Origin of the sequence: Paraburkholderia sp. J41, from assembly GCF_905220235.1 — a bacterium.
In the GTDB taxonomy this organism is placed as follows: Bacteria; Pseudomonadota; Gammaproteobacteria; order Burkholderiales; family Burkholderiaceae; genus Paraburkholderia.
In genome coordinates, this window is record NZ_CAJMZE010000003.1 from 51,735 (window position 1) to 73,698 (window position 21,964).

The 21,964-nt window shown below is 70.1% G+C and carries 5 protein-coding genes; 4 read left to right on the forward strand and 1 reads right to left on the reverse strand.

From position 1 onward, the window contains the following. Positions 1-206 precede the first annotated feature (206 nt). Genes U5805_RS03995 through U5805_RS04010 form a run of 4 tightly spaced genes read left to right on the forward strand, consistent with a single transcriptional unit; the run spans position 207 to position 20,786 of the window. The gene (locus U5805_RS03995; RefSeq protein WP_322102141.1) at positions 207-12,146 is read left to right on the forward strand and encodes a non-ribosomal peptide synthetase; all 11,940 of its coding nucleotides are present in this window, start codon (positions 207-209) and stop codon (positions 12,144-12,146) included. Next, complete coding sequence (locus U5805_RS04000) at positions 12,143-19,411, forward strand: non-ribosomal peptide synthetase (RefSeq protein WP_322102142.1); 7,269 nt, start codon at positions 12,143-12,145, stop codon at positions 19,409-19,411. Before U5805_RS03995 ends, U5805_RS04000 begins: the two co-directional genes overlap by 4 nt. 25 nt (positions 19,412-19,436) lie before the next feature. Next, complete coding sequence (locus tag U5805_RS04005) at positions 19,437-20,465, forward strand: TauD/TfdA family dioxygenase (protein ID WP_322102143.1); 1,029 nt, start codon at positions 19,437-19,439, stop codon at positions 20,463-20,465. A gap of 39 nt (positions 20,466-20,504) precedes the next feature. Then, positions 20,505-20,786 carry an acyl carrier protein gene (locus tag U5805_RS04010; protein ID WP_322102144.1) on the forward strand — a complete coding sequence of 94 codons (282 nt, stop codon included), beginning with the start codon at positions 20,505-20,507 and terminating at the stop codon, positions 20,784-20,786. 197 nt (positions 20,787-20,983) lie between these two features. Here U5805_RS04010 and U5805_RS04015 read toward each other — a convergent pair whose 3' ends face one another. Continuing rightward, positions 20,984-21,805, reverse strand: coding sequence for a helix-turn-helix transcriptional regulator (locus tag U5805_RS04015; protein WP_322102145.1), 822 nt, complete (start codon positions 21,803-21,805; stop codon positions 20,984-20,986). Positions 21,806-21,964: the final 159 nt, after the last annotated feature.

Here is a 21,964-nt window from a genome sequence, read left to right on the forward strand (position 1 = left end):
CGAAGCGCGACGACGCGGCGCGGTTTGCACGCAAGCGCGCCGCGCTCGCATCTCCCGACATCTCGCCAGAAGGTGCGGATTCTCCCCACACAACCCCTATGACCGGCCTCGCGCGCGTCGTATGCGCGCTCGCCGTGCGCAGCCGCGCCGGCGGCGCCGCGCTGCAACGCGCACCGGGCCGGGTGCGGAACGAGAGGAAAGAGACGATGCAACCGAACGACGAACAGATCCAGCAGGAAGCGCTGAAAGACGCGCCCGTATTCACGGCGGACGACTGGAAAAGCCGCATCATCAAGGGCCGCGCATGCGGCGCCGACGTGCGGCCGCCCGCGTGGCTCGACGCCTCGTACGCGACGCTGCGCGAGCAGGTGATGCACCCGGCGTACCCATGCTTTTTCGGCACGATGGCGGAGCGGCGCGGCGAGATGTTCTATTCGTTCGTGAACGGCAAGGACATCGGCGATTTGCCCGCCACCATGCAGACCTTCGCGGAACTGGCTTTGCTGCCGCAGTATCGCAAGAACAACATTGCCGTGTTCTTCGAGCCGGACGCCGTGCCGCTCTCGCACGAGGCGTATCACGATCTCTTCTGGCATGCGTTGCAGCAGTTGCACAACGTCGACCCCGACCCCGCCGCCGACCAGCAGCCCGAGCCTTCGGACGAGTCGTGGGAGTTTTCGTTCGCGGGCGTGCAGATGTTCGTGGTGTGCGCGTGCCCGTCGTTCGCGCTGCGCCACAGCCGCAACCTCGGGCCCGGCATGGTGCTGCTGTTCCAGCCGCGCAGCGTGTTCGTCGACACCATCACCAACAAGGTGATCGGCCGCGAGGCGCGCAACCAGGTGCGCAAGCGGCTCGAAACGTGGGACGAAACGCCCGCGCACCCGGACCTCGGCTTTTACGGCGATCCGGGCAACCTCGAATGGAAGCAATATTTTCTCGACGATCACAACGTGCGCGCCGCCGACGTTTGCCCGTTCCTCAAGCGCAAGGCGCGCGAGGCGGCGGTGCGTCCGTTGGCTTCGCGGCACGCCGGCCACGCCGCCGAAGCGCCGCCCGCCGCCGTGGCGCCTGTCCCGCCTTCGTCCGCGCCGGCCGATCTCGCGGCCATCGCACGCAACTACGCGAGCCTGCCCGCCGAAAAGCGCGCGACGTTTCGCGCGCGTTTGCGCGAGCGCGGCCTGAACGGCAAGGCGCTGCCCATCGTGCCGCTCGCGAACCGCACGCAGCGCTTCGCGCTTGCGCCGGCACAGGAGCGCCTGTGGTTCCTCTGGCAACTGAATCCCGCCGATGCCGGCTACAACATCGCGGGCGCGCTGCGTCTTGAAGGCACGCTGGACGTCGACCGCCTGCGCGCGGCGCTCGATCACGTGGTCGCGCGTCATGAAGCGTTGCGCACGCGCTTCGAGGAAAGCGACGGCCAGGTTGCGCAGGTCGTCGGCGGCGTGAACTATGCGTGGACGGAAATCGACCTCGAAGCGGACCGCGACGACGGCGGCCAGCCCACGCTCGACGCGCGCCTGCAAGCGCTGGCGCTCGCGCCGTTCGACCTCGCGCGCGGCCCGCTGCTGCGTATTGCGCTGTTGTGCGAGAGCGCGCGGCGCGATGCGCATGTGCTGCACGTCGCGCTTCATCACATCGTCGCGGATCATGCTTCGGTGAAACTGCTGCTCGACGAATTCGTGTCGGCGTACCGGGAACTGAGTGGCGGCTCGAGCGCGAACCGCGCGCTTTCCGCCGCGCCGCTGGCGGTGCAGTACGGCGACTTCGCCGCATGGCAGCAGGAGTGGGCCGACGACGGCGAGCGCGAAGCCGACTTGCGCTACTGGACCGCGCAACTCGGCGACGCGCCCGCCGCGCTCGATCTTCCCGTCACCGTGGCGCGCGGCGGCATTCGCAACGTGCCGGGCGCGCGCGCGAGCCTCGATCTGGGCGGCGGCGCCACGCGCGCGCTCAAGTCGCTCGCCGCCGCGCATCGCACCACGCTGCCGACGCTGCTACTTGCCGCCTACGCCGTGCTGCTCGCGCGCTATACGGGCCAAAAGGACTTGCGTATCGGCATGCCGGTTTCGGGCCGCGATCGGCTGGAAACGGAGCCGCTCATCGGCTTCTTCGTCAACACGCTCGTGATTCGTGCGGATCTCGCGGGCATGCCGAGCTTTGCGGCGCTGTTGGCGCGGCTGCACGAAACCGTGCTCGACGCGCATCGGCACGACAGCCTGCCGTTCGCGCAACTCGTCGAGGCATTGCAGCCCGAACGCAACGCGGGCCAGACGCCGCTCTTTCAGGTGATGTTCAACCACACGCGCGCGCAGCGCGTGGCGTTCGAGGTTGCGGGCCTGCGCATCAGCGAGGTGAGCCGCGAGCTGCCCACCGCGCGCTTCGATCTCGTGCTCAACACCGTCGAGCGCGACGAAGGCTTGCGCCTCGCGTTCAACTACGCCGCCGACCGGTTCGAACCCGCCATCGTCGAGCAGATGCTCGGGCACCTCGCGCAGATTCTCGCGCAAGTGAGCGGCAACGCGGAGCAGCCGCTCGCGCACCTCGTGCTGACGGATGCAGCGCCGGACGCAGCGCTGAACACGCCGATGCAAGCCGCGCCCGAGGCCGCGAAGTTCGTGCCGGTCGGCGCGCGCTTCGACCGCCGCGCCGCCGCGCAGCCGCGGGCGAACGCGGTGCATTGCGAAGGCGAGCGCTTGAATTACGGCGAACTCGCGCGCTGGAGCACGCGCATCGCCGCGCGTTTGCGCGCACACGGCGTGACCGCCGATCAACGCGTCGGTTTGTGCGTGGAGCGTTCGGCGGCGCTGGTGGCGGGCGTGCTCGGCACGCTCAAGTCGGGCGCGGCGTTCGTGCCGCTCGATCCCGCGTACCCGCTCGAACGCCTCGCCGCCATGCTCGACGACGCCGGGATCGGCTGCGTGCTTGCCGATTCCACCGGCGCGGCGCGTCTTGGCGCGCTGCTGCGAGGACGCGCGACGCTCGACATCGCCTCGCTCGCGCACGGCGAAGGCGGCGCAAACGATCAGGATGCCGAAGCAAACATTCATCCCGAACAACTCGCGTACGTGATTTACACCTCGGGGTCGACGGGCCGTCCGAAAGGCGTGGCGATCACGCACGGCACGCTCGCGCGCCATCTCGACGATTTCATCGGCACCTATTCGATCGGCGCGCACGACAAGCAACTGCAATCGTCGACGATCAATTTCGACGTCGCGCTGCACGAAATGCTGCCGGCGCTCCTGATGGGCGGCCAGATCGAAATGCGCGGCGCGCAGCTTTGGGACCCCGAAACCACGAGCCGCCATTTGATCGAACAGCAGGTGACGTTCGCGCGCATTCCCACGGCGTACTGGCAGCAGTGGCTGCGCGAGCCGCCGCCCGCGGCCGCGCTGGCGGCGCTGCGCCAGATCACCGTGGGCGGCGAGGGCTTGCCCGGCGACGCGCTGCGGCAGTGGCGCAACGGTCCGCTCGGCCATATTCGCCTCGACAATCTCTACGGCCCGACCGAAACCACCATCGCGTGCATGTACCGCGAAACGCGTGCGCAGGACGAGGCGCAAGCCGTCGTCTCGATCGGCGCGACCTATCCGTCGCGCAGCGCGCGCGTGTGCGACGCCGATGGCAACGACGCGCCCGTGGGCGCGCTCGGCGAACTGTGCATCGGCGGCTTCACGCTCGCGCGCGGTTATCTGGGCCGCGCGGCGCTCACGGCCGAGCGCTTTGTGCCCGACCCGCACGGCGCGCCCGGCAGCCGCCTCTATCGCACCGGCGATTTGTGCCGCAAGCGGCTCGACGGCAGCATCGACTTTCTCGGCCGTCTCGATCAGCAAGTGAAGCTGCGCGGCCATCGCATCGAACTCGGCGAAATCGAGGCGGTGCTGCGCGAAGCGCCGGGCGTGGAAGCGGCGGCGGCCGCCTTGCGCGGCGAGGGCGACGCGAAGCGGCTCGTGGGCTACGTGGTCGGCGAGGCCGACGACACGGCCGTGCGCCGCCTGCTGCAAAGCCGCCTGCCGGGCTACATGGTGCCTTCGGCGCTGGTGTGGCTCGACCGTTTGCCGACGATGCACAACGGCAAGCTCGACCGCGCGGCGCTGCCCGAGCCGGGCCAGGACGCCGCGCGCCGCCGCGCCGCGCCGCGCAACGCGACCGAAACCGCGCTGCTGGCCATCTGGCAAACCGTGCTGGGCCGCGACGACCTGGGCGTGACCGATAACTTCTTCGACGTCGGCGGCCATTCGCTGCTGCTGATGCGCGTGGCGTCGCGTCTGCGCGAGGCGCTCGGCCGCGCGGTGTCGCTGCGCACGCTCTTTCTCAACCCCGTGCTGGCCGATCTGGCGGCCGAACTCGACGCCGACGCAGCCGCTTCGCGCGACCCCGACGCCATCGTGCCGCGCGCGCCCGACGCGCCGGTTCCGCTCACCGAAGGTCAGGAGCGTCTCTGGTTCCTCTGGAAGCTCGATCCCGCGAGCGCGGCCTACACGATCTCCGGCGCGGTGGCGCTGACGGGCGGGCTCGACCGCGACGCGGTGCGGCGCGCGCTCGACGCGCTGGTGGCGCGCCACGAAACGCTGCGCACGCGCTTCGAGGAACGCGAAGGGCGGCCGTGGCAACGTGTCGATGCGGCGGGCAGCTACGATTGGCGCGAAGAACGGCTCGCGCATGCCGACGATCTCGAAGCGCGCCTGAAAGCGCTCACGCGCCTGCCGTTCGATCTCGAACGCGGCCCGTTGCTGCGCGTGACGCTGCTCGCGCCTTCGCCGCGCGCCGACGAAACCGTGCTGCACTTCGCGATGCCGCACATCGTCTCCGACGCGTGGTCGCAGGCCACGCTGCTGCGCGAATTCGCGCAAGGCTATGCGGCGGCGCTGCGCGGGCTCGCGCCGCGCTTCGAGCCGCTGCCGGTGCAATACGGCGATTACGCGATCTGGCAGCGCGCGCGCGGCGCGGCCCGCATCGACGAACAGCTTGCTTACTGGACGCGCGAACTCGCCGGCGGCGCCGACGGCGCGCAACCGGTGCTCGCGCTGCCCGCCGACCGCACGCGCCAGGGCGCGCGCCGCAACGAAGGCGCCACGCTGCGCCGCACGTTGGACCCCGCGCTCGCGCAAGCACTCGACGCGCGTGCGCGCGAGCAGGGCGCGACGCGCTTCATGACGCTGCTGGCGGCGTTCGGCTCGCTGCTGCAAGGCTATGGCGGCCAGCAGGACGTGCGCGTCGGCGTGCCTGTCGCGGGGCGCGAGCGGCTCGAAACCGAGGCGCTGATCGGCTTCTTCGTGAACACGCTCGTGATCCGCATGAACACGCCGCGCCATGCGCCGTTCAGCGCGCTGCTCGACGAGGTGCGCGAGCGCATGATGGGCGCGCATGCGCACGCCGACGTGCCGTTCGCGACGCTCGTGGAGCGTTTGCAACCGCAGCGCAGCGTGGCGCACACGCCGCTGTTCCAGGCGATGTTCAATTACGTCGACGAGAAAGAAAGCGGCGAAGGCGGCGCCGCGCCCGGCGCGCCGTTCGCGCTGCCGGGCCTGGACGTGCGCACGCTGGCGGGCAACGCGGCGGCGGCGCAGGTCGATCTCGCGCTCGACGTTGCGGCGCGGCCGCAAGGCATCAAGCTCGCGCTCACGTACGCGACCGATATCTTCGATCGCGCGACCGCCGAACGCATTTTCGACAGCTATATCGGCGCGCTGCAACAGGTCGCGCGCGACGGCGCGGCGCGTCATCCCGCGTTGCTCGGCACGGCCGAACGCGCGCGCCTGCTCGCGCTCGGCCGCAACGCGCGGCGCTTCGCGCAGCCCGCGCCCGCGCATCGCCTGATCGAGCGCCAGGCGGCGGCCACGCCGCACGCCGTGGCGCTTCAATGCGGCGCGGCCACGCTCACCTATGCCGAACTCGACGCGCGCGCAAACCGGCTCGCACACCGGCTCGTCAAGCTCGGCGTGGCGGCGGAAACGAAAGTGGGCGTGTGCGTGGAGCGCTCGACCGACATGGTTGCCGCGCTGCTCGCGGTGCTCAAGGCGGGCGGCGCGTACGTGCCGCTCGATCCGTCGATGCCGGCGGCGCGGCGCGCGTTCATGGCCGCGGACAGCGGCGTGCGCGTGCTCATCACCGAAAGCCATCTCGACGATGTCGATGCCGGCGCTCGCGGCGCGGCGGCGTTCGAGCGCCTCGAACTCGACCGCGCGGATCTGGCCGGCGAGCCCGCGCATCGTCCGCCCGTGGAGGTGGCGGGCGAGCAGCTCGCCTACGTGATCTACACCTCCGGGTCGACGGGCACGCCCAAGGGCGTGATGGTCACGCACCGCGCGCTCGGCCATTTCCTGCTCTCGATGCGCGAGGCGCCCGGTCTCGCGGCCGACGACGTGCTCGTGGCCGTCACCTCGCTCTCGTTCGATATCGCCGCGCTCGAACTCTATTTGCCGCTCACGCTGGGCGCGCGCGTGGTGATCGCGCCGCGCGACACGGTGCGCGACGGCGCGGCGCTCGCGCGGCTCGTCGAAAGCTCGGGCGCGACCGCGCTGCAATCGACGCCCGCGGGCTGGCGCCTGCTGCGCGCGGGCGGCTGGCCCGCGCACGCGCCGCAACGCTTCAAGATGCTGTGCGGCGGCGAAGCCTTGCAGGCCGATCTCGCGCGCGACTTGCGCGACGCCGCGCCGGGTGCGGAACTGTGGAATCTCTACGGGCCGACCGAAACCACGATCTGGTCGGCGGCAGGGCGCGTGACGGACGAGGCGCCCGCGATCGGCGCGCCCATCGCGGGCACGCAGCTTTACGTGCTCGACGCGAACCTCGACCTCGCGCCCGCGAACGTGGCGGGCGAACTCTATATCGGCGGCGTGGGGCTCGCGCGCGGTTATCTCGGTCGCGGCGGCCTGAGCGCGGCGTGTTTCGTGCCGAATCCGTTCGAGGCGGACGGCGCGCGCCTGTATCGCACCGGCGACCTCGCGCGTTGGCGCGGCGACGGCCGCCTCGACTATCTGGGCCGCGCCGATCATCAGGTGAAGATTCGCGGCTTTCGCATCGAGCCGGGCGAGATCGAGGCGCACCTGCTCGCGCATGAAGACGTGCGCGAGGCGATCGTGATCGCGCGCGAGCGTTCCGGCGCGGCGCAGCAAGGTGCGCAACTGGTCGCCTATGTCGCGCCGCACGCGGGCCGCGCAACCGGCGCCGCCGCATTCGCCGGTGCGCTGCGCGAGCGGCTTGCGCGCGCGCTGCCCGAATACATGGTCCCCGCCGCCGTGATCGTGCTTGAACGGTTGCCGCTCAACACCAACGGCAAGGTCGACCGGCATGCGCTGCCCGCGCCCGCCGACGCCGCGAACGCCTGGGAGCCGCCGCGCGGCGAGATCGAAACGAAGCTCGCGCACGTGTGGCAAACGCTGCTTGGCGTGGAGCGCGTGGGCCGTCGCGATCACTTCTTCGCGCTCGGCGGCCAGTCCTTGCTCGCGCTGCGCATGACCGCCGCGTTGCGCGACGCGTGGCGCGTCGAAGTGCCGGTGCGGCTGGTGTTTGCCGCGCCCGTCCTCGCCGATCTCGCGCGCGAGCTGAGCGGGCTGCTTTCCGCCGGTGCCGCCGATGCCGCCGGTGCCGCTGGTGCCGCCGGTGCCTCCGATGCAGCGGGCGCGTTGCCGGCGGAATCGGCCATTCCCGCGCGCCCGGCGGGCATGGAAGCGGTGCCGCTTTCGCCCGCGCAGGCGCGCTTGTGGTTCTTCGCGCGTTTGCACCCGCACAGCGCGGCGTACAACTTGCCGGGCGCGGTGCGTCTGGAAGGCGCGCTCGATCGCGCGGCGGTGCAGGGCGCGCTCGCGGCGCTGGTGGCGCGTCATGAAAGCCTGCGCACGCGCTTCGTGGAAACCGACGGCGAGCCGATGCAGCGTTTCGACGCGCGCGCGCCCGAGCTTTCCGTGCTCGACTTCGAGGACGTGCCGCGCGCGCAGCAAAGGCAACGCGTGGCCGACACGCTTCAGGCGGTGTCGCGCGCGCCTTTCGATCTGGCCGCCGGGCCGCTGCTGCGCGTGACGCTGATCCGCCTTGGCGAACGCGATCACGTATTGCATGTCGTCACGCATCATCTCGTCTCCGACGCGTGGTCGAATCAACTCGTGCTGGCGGAGTTTTCGCGCGCGTATGCGGCGCACGTCGCGGGACAAGCGGCGAGCGATGCGGACGGCGATGCGGCAAGCGATGCGGCCACCGATGCGGCCACCGATGCGGCCAGCGGCGCGGTCAACGATGCGGCAAAGGATGCGGTCAACGATGCGTTCAACGATGCGGCAAGCGGCGCGGACGGCGATGCGGTCAACGATGCGGCCACCGATGCGGCAAGCGGCGCGGCCAGCGATGCGGCAAAGGATGCGGTCAACGATGCGTTCAACGATGCGGCAAGCGATGCGGACGGCGGTGCGGACGGCGGTGCGGCGAGCCGCGCGGTCAGCGATGCGGCAAGCGATGCGGTCAGCGAAGGCGTCGCGCGCGATCTCGCGCCGTTGCCGCTCCAATATGCCGATTACGCCTTGTGGCAGCGCGCCGAATCGCAAAGCGCGCGCGCCGAAGCCGATCTCGCTTTCTGGCGCACGCGCCTCGCGGGCGAGTCCGTTGCGCTCGAATTGCCGTTCGACCGGCGGCCGGGCGCGACGCGCAGCCAGGCGGGCGGGCGCGTCGGCGCGACGCTCGCGAAGGCGGTCGGCGAAGCCGTGCGCGCGCTGGCTCGCCGCCACGACACCACGAGCGCGGCCGTGCTGCTGGCGGCTTTCTGCATGCTGCTCGCGCGTTACAGCGGCCAGCGCGACATTCGCGTGGGCGTGCCCGCGACGGGCCGCGACCGGCTCGAGACGCAGCGCATGATCGGCTTCTTCGTCAACACGCTGGTCGTGCGCAGCGAACTGGCCGGTCTCGCCGACGTGCGCGCGCTCGTGCGCCACGTGAGCGAGCGTCTCGTGGAGGCGCAGGCGCATCAACGCGTGCCGTTCGCGCGCGTGGTGGAGGCGCTGAGCCCGGACCGCAGCCTCACGCATACGCCGCTGTTCAGCGTGATGTTCAACTACGACCACGGCCCGCACGGCGAAGGGCTGAGCTTGCCGGGATTGCGCGCGTCGGCCGTCGAAACGTCCACCGGCACCGCGCGCTTCGACCTCGTGCTGACCGCGCGCGAAACGGCGCAAGGCACCGCGCTTTCGTTCACCTACGCGCGCGACGTGTTCGAGGCGTCCACGGCCTCGCGGCTGCTGGGCGGCTATGTGGGGCTGCTCGAACAACTCGTGGCCGACGAGCGCACGCCGCTTGCCGCGCTGCACCTGGCCGCCGCTTCGGCTGATTCTTTTGATACGGCTGATACGGCTGATACGGCCGATACGGCCGATACGGCCGATACGGCCGATACGGCCGATACGGCTAATTCCGCCGCTTCTGCCGCTTCAACTACTTCCGCCGCGCCGCGCGCCGCCGCCGCGTTGCACGCGCATCCGTTCGTGCCGGTGGGCGCGCGCATCGCCGCGCGCGCACGCATGCAGCCGCAGGCCACCGCGCTGCACTGCGAAGGCGAGCGCCTCGGCTACGGCGATCTCGCGGCGTGGTCGGCACGCGTCGCACGGGCGTTGCAGGCGCGCGGCGTGGGCGCGGAACGGCGTGTCGGCGTGTGCATGACGCGCTCGGTCGGGCTCGTGGCGGCGCTCGTCGGCGTGCTGCGCTCGGGCGCGGCGTTCGTGCCGCTCGATCCCGCGTATCCCGCCGAACGTTTGCGCACGATGATCGACGAGGCGCAGCTTGCCTGCGTGCTTGCCGATCGCGCGACGCTCGACGCCTGCGGCGCCTTGTTCGACGGCCGCGACGCCATCGACGTCGCCAAGCTGAAATTGCCTGCGGACGACGAATCCATGGACGAGGCCGACGCCGCGATTCACCCCGACCAGCTCGCCTACGTGATCTACACCTCGGGTTCCGCCGGACGCCCGAAAGGCGTGGCCGTGAGCCACGACGCGCTGAGCCGCCATCTCGACGACTTCATCGCGGTGTACGGCATCGACGAACGCGACACGCAACTGCAATCGTCGACGATCAACTTCGACGTCGCGCTGCACGAGATGCTGCCGGCGCTCATGCAAGGCGGCCAGGTGGAAATGCGCGGCCCGCGGCTCTGGGACGTGGCCGACACGAGCCGTCATTTGAAGGAAGGCCGCGTGAGCTTCGCGCGCATTCCCACGGCGTACTGGCAGCAATGGCTGCGCACGCCGCCGCCGCGCGAGGATCTGGCCGCGCTGCGCCAGATCACGGTGGGCGGCGAGGGCCTGCCCGGCGACGCGCTTGTCCAATGGCGCGCGGGGCCGCTCGCGCATATCCGCCTCGACAACCTCTACGGCCCGACCGAAACCACGGTGGCGTGCATGTACCGCGAAACGCGCGCCGAGGACGGCGCGCAGACCATCGTGTCGATCGGCGAGCCGTATGCGTCGCGCTGCGTCTACGTGATGGACCGCGACGGCAACGAACTGCCGGCGGGCGCGCTCGGCGAACTGTGCATCGGCGGGCTCACGCTCGCGCGCGGTTATCTCGGCCAGCCGGGCTTGACGGCGGCGAGCTTCCTGCCCGATCCGCGGCGGCCCGGCGCGCGGCTCTATCGCAGCGGCGACCTGTGCCGCCGCCGCGCCGACGGCAGTATCGACTTTCTCGGCCGTCTCGATCAGCAGGTGAAGCTGCGCGGTTTCCGTATCGAACTGGGCGAGATCGAAGCGGTGTTGCGCGAGGCGGCGGGCGTGACGGCGAGCGCCGCCGCGCTGCACGGCGAAGGCGATGCGAAGCGGCTGGTGGGCTATTTCGTCGGCGATGCGCGGGAAAGCGCCGTGCGCCGCGTGCTGGAAAGCCGCTTGCCCGCGTACATGGTGCCCGCCGCGTTGATGCGTCTGGAGCGCTTGCCGCTGATGCCCAACGGCAAGCTCGACCGCTCCGCGCTGACCGCGCCGCAAGCGAACGCCGATCGCGCGGATGGCGGCGCGAGCGAGGCGCCCCGCACGCCGCTGGAAGCGCGCTTGCTGCAAATCTGGCGGGACGTGCTGCCGCAAGGCGCGTTCGGCGTTACCGACGACTTTTTCGCGGCGGGCGGTCATTCGCTGCTTGCGCTCAAGGTGCTGGCGCGCGCGCGCGAGCAGGGCTTGCCGGGCCTCACGCTCGAAGCGCTGTTCCAGCATGCGACGGTGCGCGCGCTGGCGGCGCATATCGCGTCGCTCCCGCACGACGAAAACGATGAAGCGGACGGAATGCGGGTAACGCACGAAGCGGATGGAGCGCAGGAGGCGCAAGAAGCGCACAAAGCGCAAGAAGCGCAAGAAGCGCAAGAAGAAGCGCGCGTATCGAACATCGTCGCGCTTTCGCCGCGCCGCGATCTGCCGCGCGTGTTCGCGCTGCACGCGGCTTCCGGCCTCGTTGCCGATTACCGGCCGCTGGCGCAGGCGCTTGGCGGCGTGGCGAGCGTCTACGGCGTGCAGGCGCCGTTCTACACCGAGTCGTGGTGGCCCGGCACGCTTGCGCAACTCGCCGCCGATTACGCGGCGCGCATCCGCCGCGTGCAGCCGCGCGGGCCGTATCGGCTGATCGGCTGGTCGGTGGGCGGCTTGCTTGCGACGGAAGTGGCGCGCGCGCTCACGGCGGACGGCGCGCAGGTGGCGTTCGTCGGCTTGATCGACGCGCACGTGCCGCGCGCGAGCGACGCCGCGCCCGACGACGCGTTCATCAGCGTGGAGACCATGCGGGCATACCGCGCGAGCGACGCCGAACTGCGCGCGCTGCTCGACGGCACGCGGCGCGATTGGGCGCTGCCCGGCGGTCTGGACGACGCCGCGACGCGCGCGCTGCTCGGCAAGGTGCTGCTGTTCCAGCGGCATCTGGGCCATATCGTGCGCGCCGATGTCGATGCCGATGTCGATGCGCGCGCGCGCGTCGATCTCACGCTTTGGCAGGCGAACGGGCGGCCACGGCGCATTGCCGGCGAAACGGCGGCGTGGCAGGCGCGCGTGGCGGGCCGCGTGACGCAGGCCGGTTCGATCGACGCCGATCATCGGGGCATCGTGCGGCATCGCGACTTGTTCGATGCGCTCGCGCGCGAACTGGCCGCGAGCATCGCGCAGGCAACGTGGCGGGAGGCAACGCGATGAACGCCACGCAACGCATCGATCGCGCAGGTAATTACGTCGGCGATAACTCCGGCGATAACTCCGGCGATAACTTCGGCGATAACTTCGGCGATAACTTCGGCGATAACTTCAGCGATAACGCCAGCGATAACTCCGGCGATAACGTTGGCAATAACGTCAGCGACAACGTCAGCGATCATGCCGACGCCATATCGACACGCGGCCTCGCGGCGCGCTTGCGCTTGCTCGCGCGAGCGCGGCCGGACGCCACGGCGCTGATCGCGGTCGACGCGCAAGGCGACACGCGTTACGGCTATGCGCAACTGGACCGCCGCGCGAGCGCGCTGGCCGCGCATTTCGCGCGCGAGGGCGCGGCAGGCGAGCGCGCGTTGATTCTGATGGAGAGCGGCGTCGATTACGTGAGCGCGTTTTTCGGCTGTCTTTACGCGGGCGTGGTGGCCGTGCCGGTCTATCCGCCGGAATCGCGGCGCGAGCAGCATCTCGCGCGCCTGCGCGGCATCGCGCGCGACGCGGGCGTGCGCTACGTGCTCACGACCGCCGCGCTGCGCGAGCGTTACGCCGACGACTACGGCACGCTCGCGCCCGACGCCGCGGTCGTGGCGGTGGATTCGCTCGTCGATGCCGCGGCGCGCGAGGCGAGCGGCGGCCTCGCGCTCCATCCCGTGCGCGCCGGCGACATCGCGTTCCTGCAATACACGTCCGGCTCGACGGGCGCGCCCAAGGGCGTGATGGTGAGCCACGGCAACCTGCTCGCCAACGAGATCGCCATTCAAGCGGGCCTGGGCGTGCGCGCCGACGACGTGTTCGTGAGCTGGCTGCCGCTCTATCACGACATGGGCTTGATCGGCAGTTTGCTTCAGCCGGTGTTCAGCGGCATTCCGCTCGTGCTGATGTCGCCGCAATACTTTCTGGAGCGGCCGTTGCGCTGGCTCGACGCCATCGCGCGGCATCGCGGCACCATCTCGGGCGCGCCCGATTTCGCGTATCGGCTGTGCAGCGAGCGCATCAACGACGACGCGCTCGCGAAGCTCGATCTCTCGTGCTGGCGGCTCGCGTTCTCGGGCTCGGAGCCGGTGCGCCGCGACACGCTCGATGCCTTCGTCGCGCGCTTCGCGCCCGCCGGTTTCGACGCCGCCGCGCTCTATCCGTGCTATGGGCTCGCGGAGGCGACGCTGTTCGTCACGGGCGGCGCGCGCGGCGCGGGCCTCGTCTCGCATGCGTTCGGCAGCGCCGCGTTGGCGGCGGGGCGCGCGGCGGCGGCGCGCGCGGACGAGGCGGCCACGGTGCTGGTGGGCTGCGGCGCGGTGCAGGACGCGCATTGCGTGGCCGTCGTATCGAGCGGCGGCGAAGCGCTCGAAGCGGGCCGTGTCGGCGAAATTTACGTCAGCGGCCCGAGCGTTGCGCACGGCTATTGGCGCAACGCGGCAGCGAGCGCGCGAACGTTTTGCGAGGCAGCGCGCGGCGGCGAAGCGGATCGCGAAGAAGCCGATCGCGAAGAAGCAAATCACGAACAAGCAAATCGCGGCGAAGTGAATCACGAACAAGCGAATCATGAGGAAGCCAATCGCGAACAAGCCAATCACGAAGAAATCAATCACGGCGAAGCGGCCATCGGCAAAGCAAACTCCAGCGCTGCGCATTACGGCAACGCGCATTTCGACGAAGCCGGGCGCGACAAAGCAAATCGCGAGCAAGCAGGCCAAGCCGCGTCAAGCCAGATCGACCACGACCAACAGCGCCGCTGGCTGCGCACCGGCGACCTCGGTTTCGTATATGACGGGCAGCTTTACATCGCGGGCCGCCTGAAGGATCTCGTGATCGTGCGCGGCCGCAATCTGTATCCGCAAGATGTCGAGCAAGCCGTGGAAATGCATTGCGAATTCGCGCGCAAGGGCCGCGTGATCGCCTTCGGCGCGCAACCCGGCGGCGCGGAAGCGCTGGGCGTCGCGCTCGAAGTCGCGCCGCGCATGAAGAAGCGCTACACGGCCGCACAGATCGTCGAGCAAGTGCGCCGTTGCGCGTTCGACGCGTGCGGCGAAGCGCCCGCCGCCATCGCGCTGCTCAATCCGGGCGCGCTGCCGAAAACCTCCAGCGGCAAGCTTCAGCGCGCGGCCACACGCGAAGGCTGGCGCGAACGCACGCTCGATCTTTTTGCGCTGTGGGAGCAGGGCGCGTTCGTGATCGGCGGCGAAGCGGACACGGTGCGCGCGAGCGCGCCGCTCGACGCGCGCGAAAGCGAGTTGGCCGCGCTCTGGCGCGAAGTGCTCGGCGCACGCGCGGCGCTTGCGCCCGAGTCGCACTTTTTCGCGAGCGGCGGCAGTTCGCTGAGCGCGGCGCGGCTCGTCGCGCTGATCGCCGAACGGCTGGGCCGCCGCGTGGAAGTCGCGCAGATTTTCGAAACGCCGACGCTGGCCGCGATGGCGGCGGCGCTCGATCAAGCCACGCCGCAACACGACAACGCGCGCGAAGAGGACGCGCCCATCGAGCACACGCAGGAAACGGCGATTTCTCACGCGCAACAGCGCCAGTTGTTTGCATGGCGGCTCGATCCCGAGAGCCGCGCGTATCACGTGGCGGCGGGCATTCGGCTCGACGGCGCGCTCGACGCCGCCGCGTTGCGCGAGAGTCTCGCGCGCTTGCGCGAACGGCACGCGGCGCTGCGCACGCATTTCGTCGAAACGGATGACGAGGCGCAACTGTACGCGCCGCGCGTAACGGACGACGCGCCGCTCGCCTGGGAAACGTTCGACTTACGCGCCTGGCGCGATTCAGGCGATGCGGGCGATTCAGGCGATGCGGGCGATTCAGATGATTCAGGCGATATCGACGACGAGGAAGCGCTCCGGCGTTGCGCGCAACGCTTCGCCGCGCAACCGTTCGACCTGCTGCGCGGCCCGCTGCTGCGCGCCGGGCTCGTGCGCGTGAGCGACGAAAGCCATCTGCTGATGCTCGCGCTTCATCACATCGCGACCGACGGCTGGTCGATGCAATTGCTCGTCGAAGAACTCGTGGACGGGTATCGCGCCGCGCTCGCGGGCACGCAGACGCACCGGGCCGCGCCGCGCCTGACTTACGCCGATTACGCGGTGTGGCAGCGGCGCTGGCTCGCGGGCGAGGCCGCCGCGCGCGAACTCGCGTACTGGCGCGCGGCGCTCGCCGCCGACGTGGCGCCGCTCGCGTTGCCGTTCGACCGCGCCGCCGGCAACGACGCGCAAGCGCGCGACGCCGCGCGCTTCGCGTTCACGCTGCCCGCGCCGCTTGCGCACGCCGTGCGCGCGGCGGCAAGCCGTCACCGCGCGACGCCTTTTGTCGTGCTGCTCGCCGCGTATCACGCGTGGCTTTATCGCGTGACGGGGCAAAACGCGATCCGCACCGGCGTGCCCGTGGCAAACCGCGCGCGGCCCGAAACGCACGACGTGATCGGGTTTTTCGTCAACACCGTCGTGCTGCACAGCGACTGCGACGCGGCCATGCCGCTCGCGAGCCTGTTCGCGCAACTGCGCCGCCGCACGCTGGACGCGCAGGCGAATCAGGCGCTGCCGTTCGACGTGCTGGTCGAACAGGTGCGGCCCACGCGCGACGCGCAGCGCGGGCCGCTGTTCGACACGAGCTTCAATTATTTGAGCGACGATTTCCCGGCGCTCGAGCGTTGGCCCGGCGCGCGCGCGTCGCGCTACGAAATCGCCGAAGCGCATGTGAAAGTGCCGCTCGCGCTCGACGTGCGCGAAAGCCGCGACGGCACGATGCGCGGCTATTTCACCTACGCGCGCGCCCGCTTCGAGGCGGCGAGCGTCGAACGCATGGCCGCGCAGTATCTGCGCGCCGTGCAGGCGTTCGCCGCCGCGCTGGGCGATGCAACCATCGACGAAAGCCGCAGCAGAAATGGGGGCGAAAGCGGCGATAGAAGCGGCGATAAAAGCGGCGACGAAGGCGGCAGCGGCAAGGTCGCGACGCTCGCCGGCTTCGATCTGCTCGGCGCGCCGGAACGCGCGCGCGTGATGGCCGCGAGCGTGGGGCGGCGCACCGGCGCGGGCGAGGCGATACACCGGCGCATCGCGCGTCACGCGGCGGCCCGGCCCGACGCGCCCGCCGTGGTCGACGGCGCGCAGCGCATGAGTTACGCGGAACTCGACACGCGCGCGCAACGCGTCGCGCAATGGCTGCTCGGGCGCGGGCTGCGCGCGGGCGAGCCGGTGGCGATCGTCGCGCATCGCTCGGCGCGTTTCGTCGTGGCGATGCTGGGCGTGCTCGAGGCGGGCGGCGCATACGTCGCGCTCGATGCGGCCAATCCGCCGCAACGTCTCGCGCAAACGCTGCGCGATTGCGGCGCGCGTTTCGTGTTGCGCGAGGGCGATTTCGCTGCGCTCGATCTCGACGGTTTGCAGCACGCGAGCATCGACGGCGCGCAATGCGAAGCACAACGCGAAGCACAACGCGAAGCACGACATCGAACGCCAATCGACGTCGATCCGCAAAGCGCCGCGTACGTGATCTATACCTCGGGATCGAGCGGCACGCCCAAGGGCGTCGTGGTTTCGCACGGCGCGCTCGCGAATTATGTCGATGCCGTGCTCGCGCGCATCGAGCCGCCGCCGCACGCGCGCTTCGCGATGGTGTCGACCGTCGGCGCCGATCTCGGGCATACGGTGCTGTTCGGCGCGCTGGCTTGCGGCGGCGCGCTGCACCTGATCGACCGCGACACCACGCTCGACGCCGACCGCTTCGCGCACACGCTCGCGAGCGCGCGTATCGACGTGCTCAAGATCGTGCCGGGCCATCTGCATGCGCTGCTGCAAGCGCAACGCGCCGCCGACGCGTTGCCCGCGCACACGCTCGTGCTCGGCGGCGAGGCCACGCCATGGGCGCTGCTCGACGCCATTGCGGCGCTGCGGCCGGGCTGCCGCGTGATGAATCACTACGGCCCGACCGAAACGACCGTCGGCATTCTCACGCAGCGCGCAAGCGAGGCGAGCCGCGCGGCGGCGACCGTGCCGCTTGGCGTGCCGCTCGACAATTGCGAAACCTGGCTGCTCGACGCGCAATTGAACCTCGTGGGCGTCGGCGAAACGGGCGAGCTGTATCTGGGCGGCGCGGGCGTGGCGCGCGGTTATCTGAACCGGCCCGCGCTCACGGCGGAGCGCTTCGTGCCGCATCCGTTCGCGGCGGGCGCGCGGCTTTATCGCAGCGGCGACCGCGCGCGCCGTCTCGCCGACGGCACGCTCGAATATCTCGGCCGTATCGACGATCAAGTGAAGATTCGCGGCTACCGCGTGGAGCCGGGCGAGGTCGCGGCGCGGCTGAAGTCGCTCGACGGCGTGCGCGAGGCGGCCGTGATGGCCGGGGCCGGCGCGCGGCTGGTGGCGTTCGTCGTGCCGCGGCCGGGCGCGGCGCTGGACGTAGCCGCGCTCAAGCGCGCGCTGGGCGCCGCGTTGCCCGACTACATGGTGCCTTCGGCGTGGTGCGTGATCGAGGCGCTGCCGCTCAATCGCAACGGCAAGCTCGATCGTCAGGCGCTGGCGGAACTCGCGCGCGGCGCCGCGTCCGGTGTCGCGAAAGACCTCGCGCGCGCGGCGCCGCAAGGCGAAACGGAACTCGCGCTCGCGCGCTGCTGGGCTTCGCTGCTCGACCTGCCCGCCGACGCGAACGGCGGCCCGCTTTCGCCGATTCCTGCGCCGCCGCCGATCTCGCGCGACGACAACTTCTTCGCGCTGGGCGGCCATTCGCTCGCGGCCATGCGGCTCGCTTCGCGCGTGCGGTCGGCGTGGTCGGTCGATCTGCCGCTGCGCGAGATTTTCGCCGCGCCGACGCTGGCCGCGCTCGCCGCGCGAATCGACGCATTGCGCGCGGTGCCGGGCGCGCTGGCCGAGGTGCCGCTCGAAGCCTCGGCGCGGCGCGCGGACTTGCCGCTTTCGTTGATGCAGCAGCGTATCTGGGTCGTCGATCAACTCGCGGACCGTGCGCTCGCTTCCTACAACATGGCGGCGGGGCTCGACCTGCGCGGGCCGCTCGACGCCGCGCTGCTGCACCGCAGTCTTGCGGCCGTGATCGAGCGCCACGAAGTGCTGCGTTGCGCGTTCGGCAGCGACGACGACGGCGATCCGCGACTCGCGATCGAGGCGCATTGCGAAGTGCCGATGCCCATGATCGAACCGCTTGCGCGTCGCTGCGCGACCGGCGCCGCAAGCCACGCCGCCGCGCGCGCGCACGCCGTCGCGCAGGCGTTGGACGAGGCCGCGCGCACGCCCTTCGATCTTTCCCGCGCGCCGTTGGTTCGCGCGGCGTTGCTGCGCTTCGAAGCGCAGCATCATGTGCTGATCGTCTCGCTGCATCACATCGTGGCCGATGGGGCTTCGGTTCACATCCTGCTCGACGAGCTGTGCGAGGGCTACCGCGCGCGCCGTGACGGCACGCCGCCCGCGCTCGCGCCGCTGCCCCTGCAATACGCCGATTACGCGCGCTGGCAGCGCGCGCGTTTCGCGCCGGCCGCGTTGCGCGAGGCGCAGCAATTCTGGCGCGACTATCTCGCGGGCGCGCCGCGGTTTCTCGCGCTGCCCGCCGACCGCGCGCGTCCGGCGCAGGCTTCGCATGCGGGCGCGGCGCGTCATTTCCTGATCGACACGGCGCTCGGCGCGCGCGTGCGCGCGCTGGCGCGGGCGCATGGCATGACGCCGTTCGCCGTGCTGCTCGCGAGCTTCCAGTGGTTCCTGCATCGCCATACGGGGGCGGACGACATCGTGATCGGCACCGACGTCGACGGCCGCGAGCGCGCCGAACTCGAAACGCTGATCGGCTTTTTCGTCAACGTGGTGCCGCTGCGTTCGCGCGTCGTCGAAGGCACGAATACCGCGAGCTTCGACGCCTGGCTCGACGCGGCCGGGGAGTTGGCGTGGCAGGCGCTCGAGCATCGCGCGCTGCCGTTCGACCGCATCGTGGACGCGCTCGCGATCAAGCGCCGCCGCGACGCCAATCCGCTCGTGCAGGCGCTGTTCGTGCAGCGCGATCTGCCGCGCCGGAGCACGCGCGTGCCGGGCCTCGCGATCGAATTGCTGCGCGCGCCCGCCACGCAATCGAAGTTCGACATGGCGCTTTTTGTCGAAGCCGTGGACGGCGGATACGAAGTCGAATGGGTCTACGCGAGCGCGCTGTTCGACGCGGCCACCGTGGATCGCGCGTTCGAGGCGTGGCGCGCGCTGCTCGACGCCGCCAGTGCCGACCCGCGCGCGCCGCTTGTTTTCCCGTCACCCGCCGCGCCCGCGGCACATTGAGCCACCCACGATGAGTGCGACCATCATGAACGCAGCGCTTTTTCCAGACGACGCCATCCACGCGTCCTTGTTCGACGCCGCGCGCGCCATGCCGCTCGTGCTTGAGCCGCACGCGCCGCGCGCACCGGCCGGCGACGCCCGCGCGTGGGTGCGAACGCATCGCGAGGCGCTCGAAACGGCGCTGCTGCGCCACGGCGCCGTGCTGTTCCGCGGCTTCGGCCTTGCCGATCCGGCGGCGTTCGAGGCGTTCGCGGAGACCATTTCGCCGGGCCTGTACGGCGAATACGGCGATCTGCCGAAGAAGGAGGGCGGGCGCAACACCTATCGTTCGACGCCGTATCCCGAGAAGCAGATGATCCTCTTTCACAACGAGAGCGCGCATCAGCCGCGCTGGCCGCGCCGGCAGTTCTTCTTCTGCGAGCAGCCTTCGCCCGTGGGCGGCGCGACGCCCATCGTGGATTGCCGCGCGATGCTGCGCGCGCTGCCCGGCGCGCTCGTGGAAACCTTCGAGCGCCGGCAGATCATGTACGTGCGCACCTTCACGCATGGCCTCGACGTGCCGTGGCGCGAGTTTTTCCGCACCGACGAGCGCCGCGAAGTGGAGGCGCGTTGCGAGGCGGCGGGCGTGCAATACGAATGGCTCGCCAACGACGAGTTGCAGACGCGCACCGTGTGCCCGGCCGTGATCGCGCACCCGCTCACGGGCGAGCGCGTGTTCTTCAACCAGGTGCAACTGCATCACGTGAGCTGTCTCGACGCGGACGTGCGGCTCGATCTGCTCGATTTCGCGGGCGCGAAGCGCATGCCGCGCCAGGCGTATTTCGGCGACGGCAGCGAGATAGGCGATGACGCGATGGCCGCGATCGGCGCGGCCTACGAGCGCTGCGCGGTGCGCTTCGCATGGCGCAAGGGCGACGCGATCATGCTCGACAACATGCTGGTGGCGCACGCGCGCGATCCGTTCAGCGGGCCGCGCAAGATCGTCGTGGCGATGAGCGAACTCGTGGAGCGCGCGGACGTGGTCGCGGCCACGCGCGAGCACGTTCGCGCATGACGCCGCCGTTCAACATTTATCGATTCGGAAAGGATGCCGATGGAACCCAATGAAACCCATGCCGCTTCGCTGGCCCGGCCGGCTGCTCAGCCGTTCGAGGCGCAAGTGCGCGAGCTTTTTGCCACGCTGCTGGAAATGGATGCGGGCAGGATTGGCGCGCACGAGGACTTCTTCGAGCTGGGCGGCGACTCGCTGCTCGTCATCAAGCTGGTCGCGCGCGTGCGCCGCCAGTCGAACGTGGAACTCACGCCGGGCGACGTGTTCGATCACCCGAGCGTGGCTTCGCTGAGCGCGTTGCTCGCGAGCCGGCACGGCGCGTGAGCGGCGGGTGGCCGGCCCGGTCGCGCGGCATATTGCGCGATAAATCGCGGGACTTACTCGGTGATTTATCGCGTGATTTACGGCGTGACTTACCGCGTAATTTATCGCGTAATTTATCGTGTGACCTATCGCGTGACGCGGCGCACGGCTTGCTGCGTGGCGGATGGCGCGGCCCGTGGCGCGACGTGCGTGGCGCCTTATTGCGCGGATTTTGCGGTTTCGGTTTCCGTGCCTCCGCGATTGCGCAGGAAGCGCTGCGGCGTCTCGCCCATCGCGCGGCGGAACATGGTGATGAACGCGCTGGAATTGCGATAGCCAAGCTCGGTGGCGATGGTCGAAACCGGCATGCCCTTGGCGAGCCGCGAGATCGACTCCACGAGCCGCAGGCGCTGGCGCCACTGGCCGAAGGTCAGGCCGGTTTCGTCCTTGAAGGCGCGCTCCAGCGTGCTTTCGCTCGCGCCCACGCGCATGCCCCAGTCGTTGAGCGGCGAGTTGTCGGCGGGTTCGTCCATCAACTGGCCGCAGATTTGTTGCAGACGCCGGTCCTTGGGCAGCGGCAGCAGCCCTTCGGAGGCCCGTTGCGCCTCGCGCATTTCCTGAAGCAGCAGCGGGTCGATCAGCGCGGAACGGCGTTCGGGATGGCCGTTCTGCTCATCGAGCACGAGCGCGGCGACGAGTTCGTTGAGCAGCGACGAAATCATCAGTACATGGCAGGCCGATTCCGTGCGCGGCGCGACGTCGACCTCGAAATAGACCGTGTACATCACCGCCGGGCTGACCGCCTGCAACTCGTGCGCGACGAGCGGCGCGATCCACAGCCCGCGATAAGGGCCGAGCGTCCACGCGCCGTCGGGCGTGATGACGCGCAACACGCCGCGCGTCGTGTAGACGAACTGCGGTTGCGTGTGCGAATGCCAGCTTTCGCAATCGCCAGCTTCAAAATCATAGCGCTTGGCTATGACAGGGCGTTTGAGATACCGGTGTTGCGTGCCCGCGAACCGTTGCCAGATTTCGGTCATTTTGTGAGTCTTGGGAAAAAGTGGCGCGAAACCGTCAAAAATCGACGGCTTCGCGCAGCTATTTGACAGGACGTCGGCGAAAGTCAGACCGTATTCTATCGTCCTCGCGCCGCTTTACGAATGACAATAGTAATGATTCTTATTTGTACTGCGGAATTT

Coding starts and splice junctions, on each gene's coding strand:
- U5805_RS04005 (WP_322102143.1), top strand. CDS start 19,437: ATGAACGCAGCGCTTTTTCCAGACGACGCCATCCACGCGTCCTTGTTC.
- U5805_RS04015 (WP_322102145.1), bottom strand. CDS start 21,805: ATGACCGAAATCTGGCAACGGTTCGCGGGCACGCAACACCGGTATCTC.
- U5805_RS04000 (WP_322102142.1), top strand. CDS start 12,143: ATGAACGCCACGCAACGCATCGATCGCGCAGGTAATTACGTCGGCGAT.
- U5805_RS03995 (WP_322102141.1), top strand. CDS start 207: ATGCAACCGAACGACGAACAGATCCAGCAGGAAGCGCTGAAAGACGCG.
- U5805_RS04010 (WP_322102144.1), top strand. CDS start 20,505: ATGGAACCCAATGAAACCCATGCCGCTTCGCTGGCCCGGCCGGCTGCT.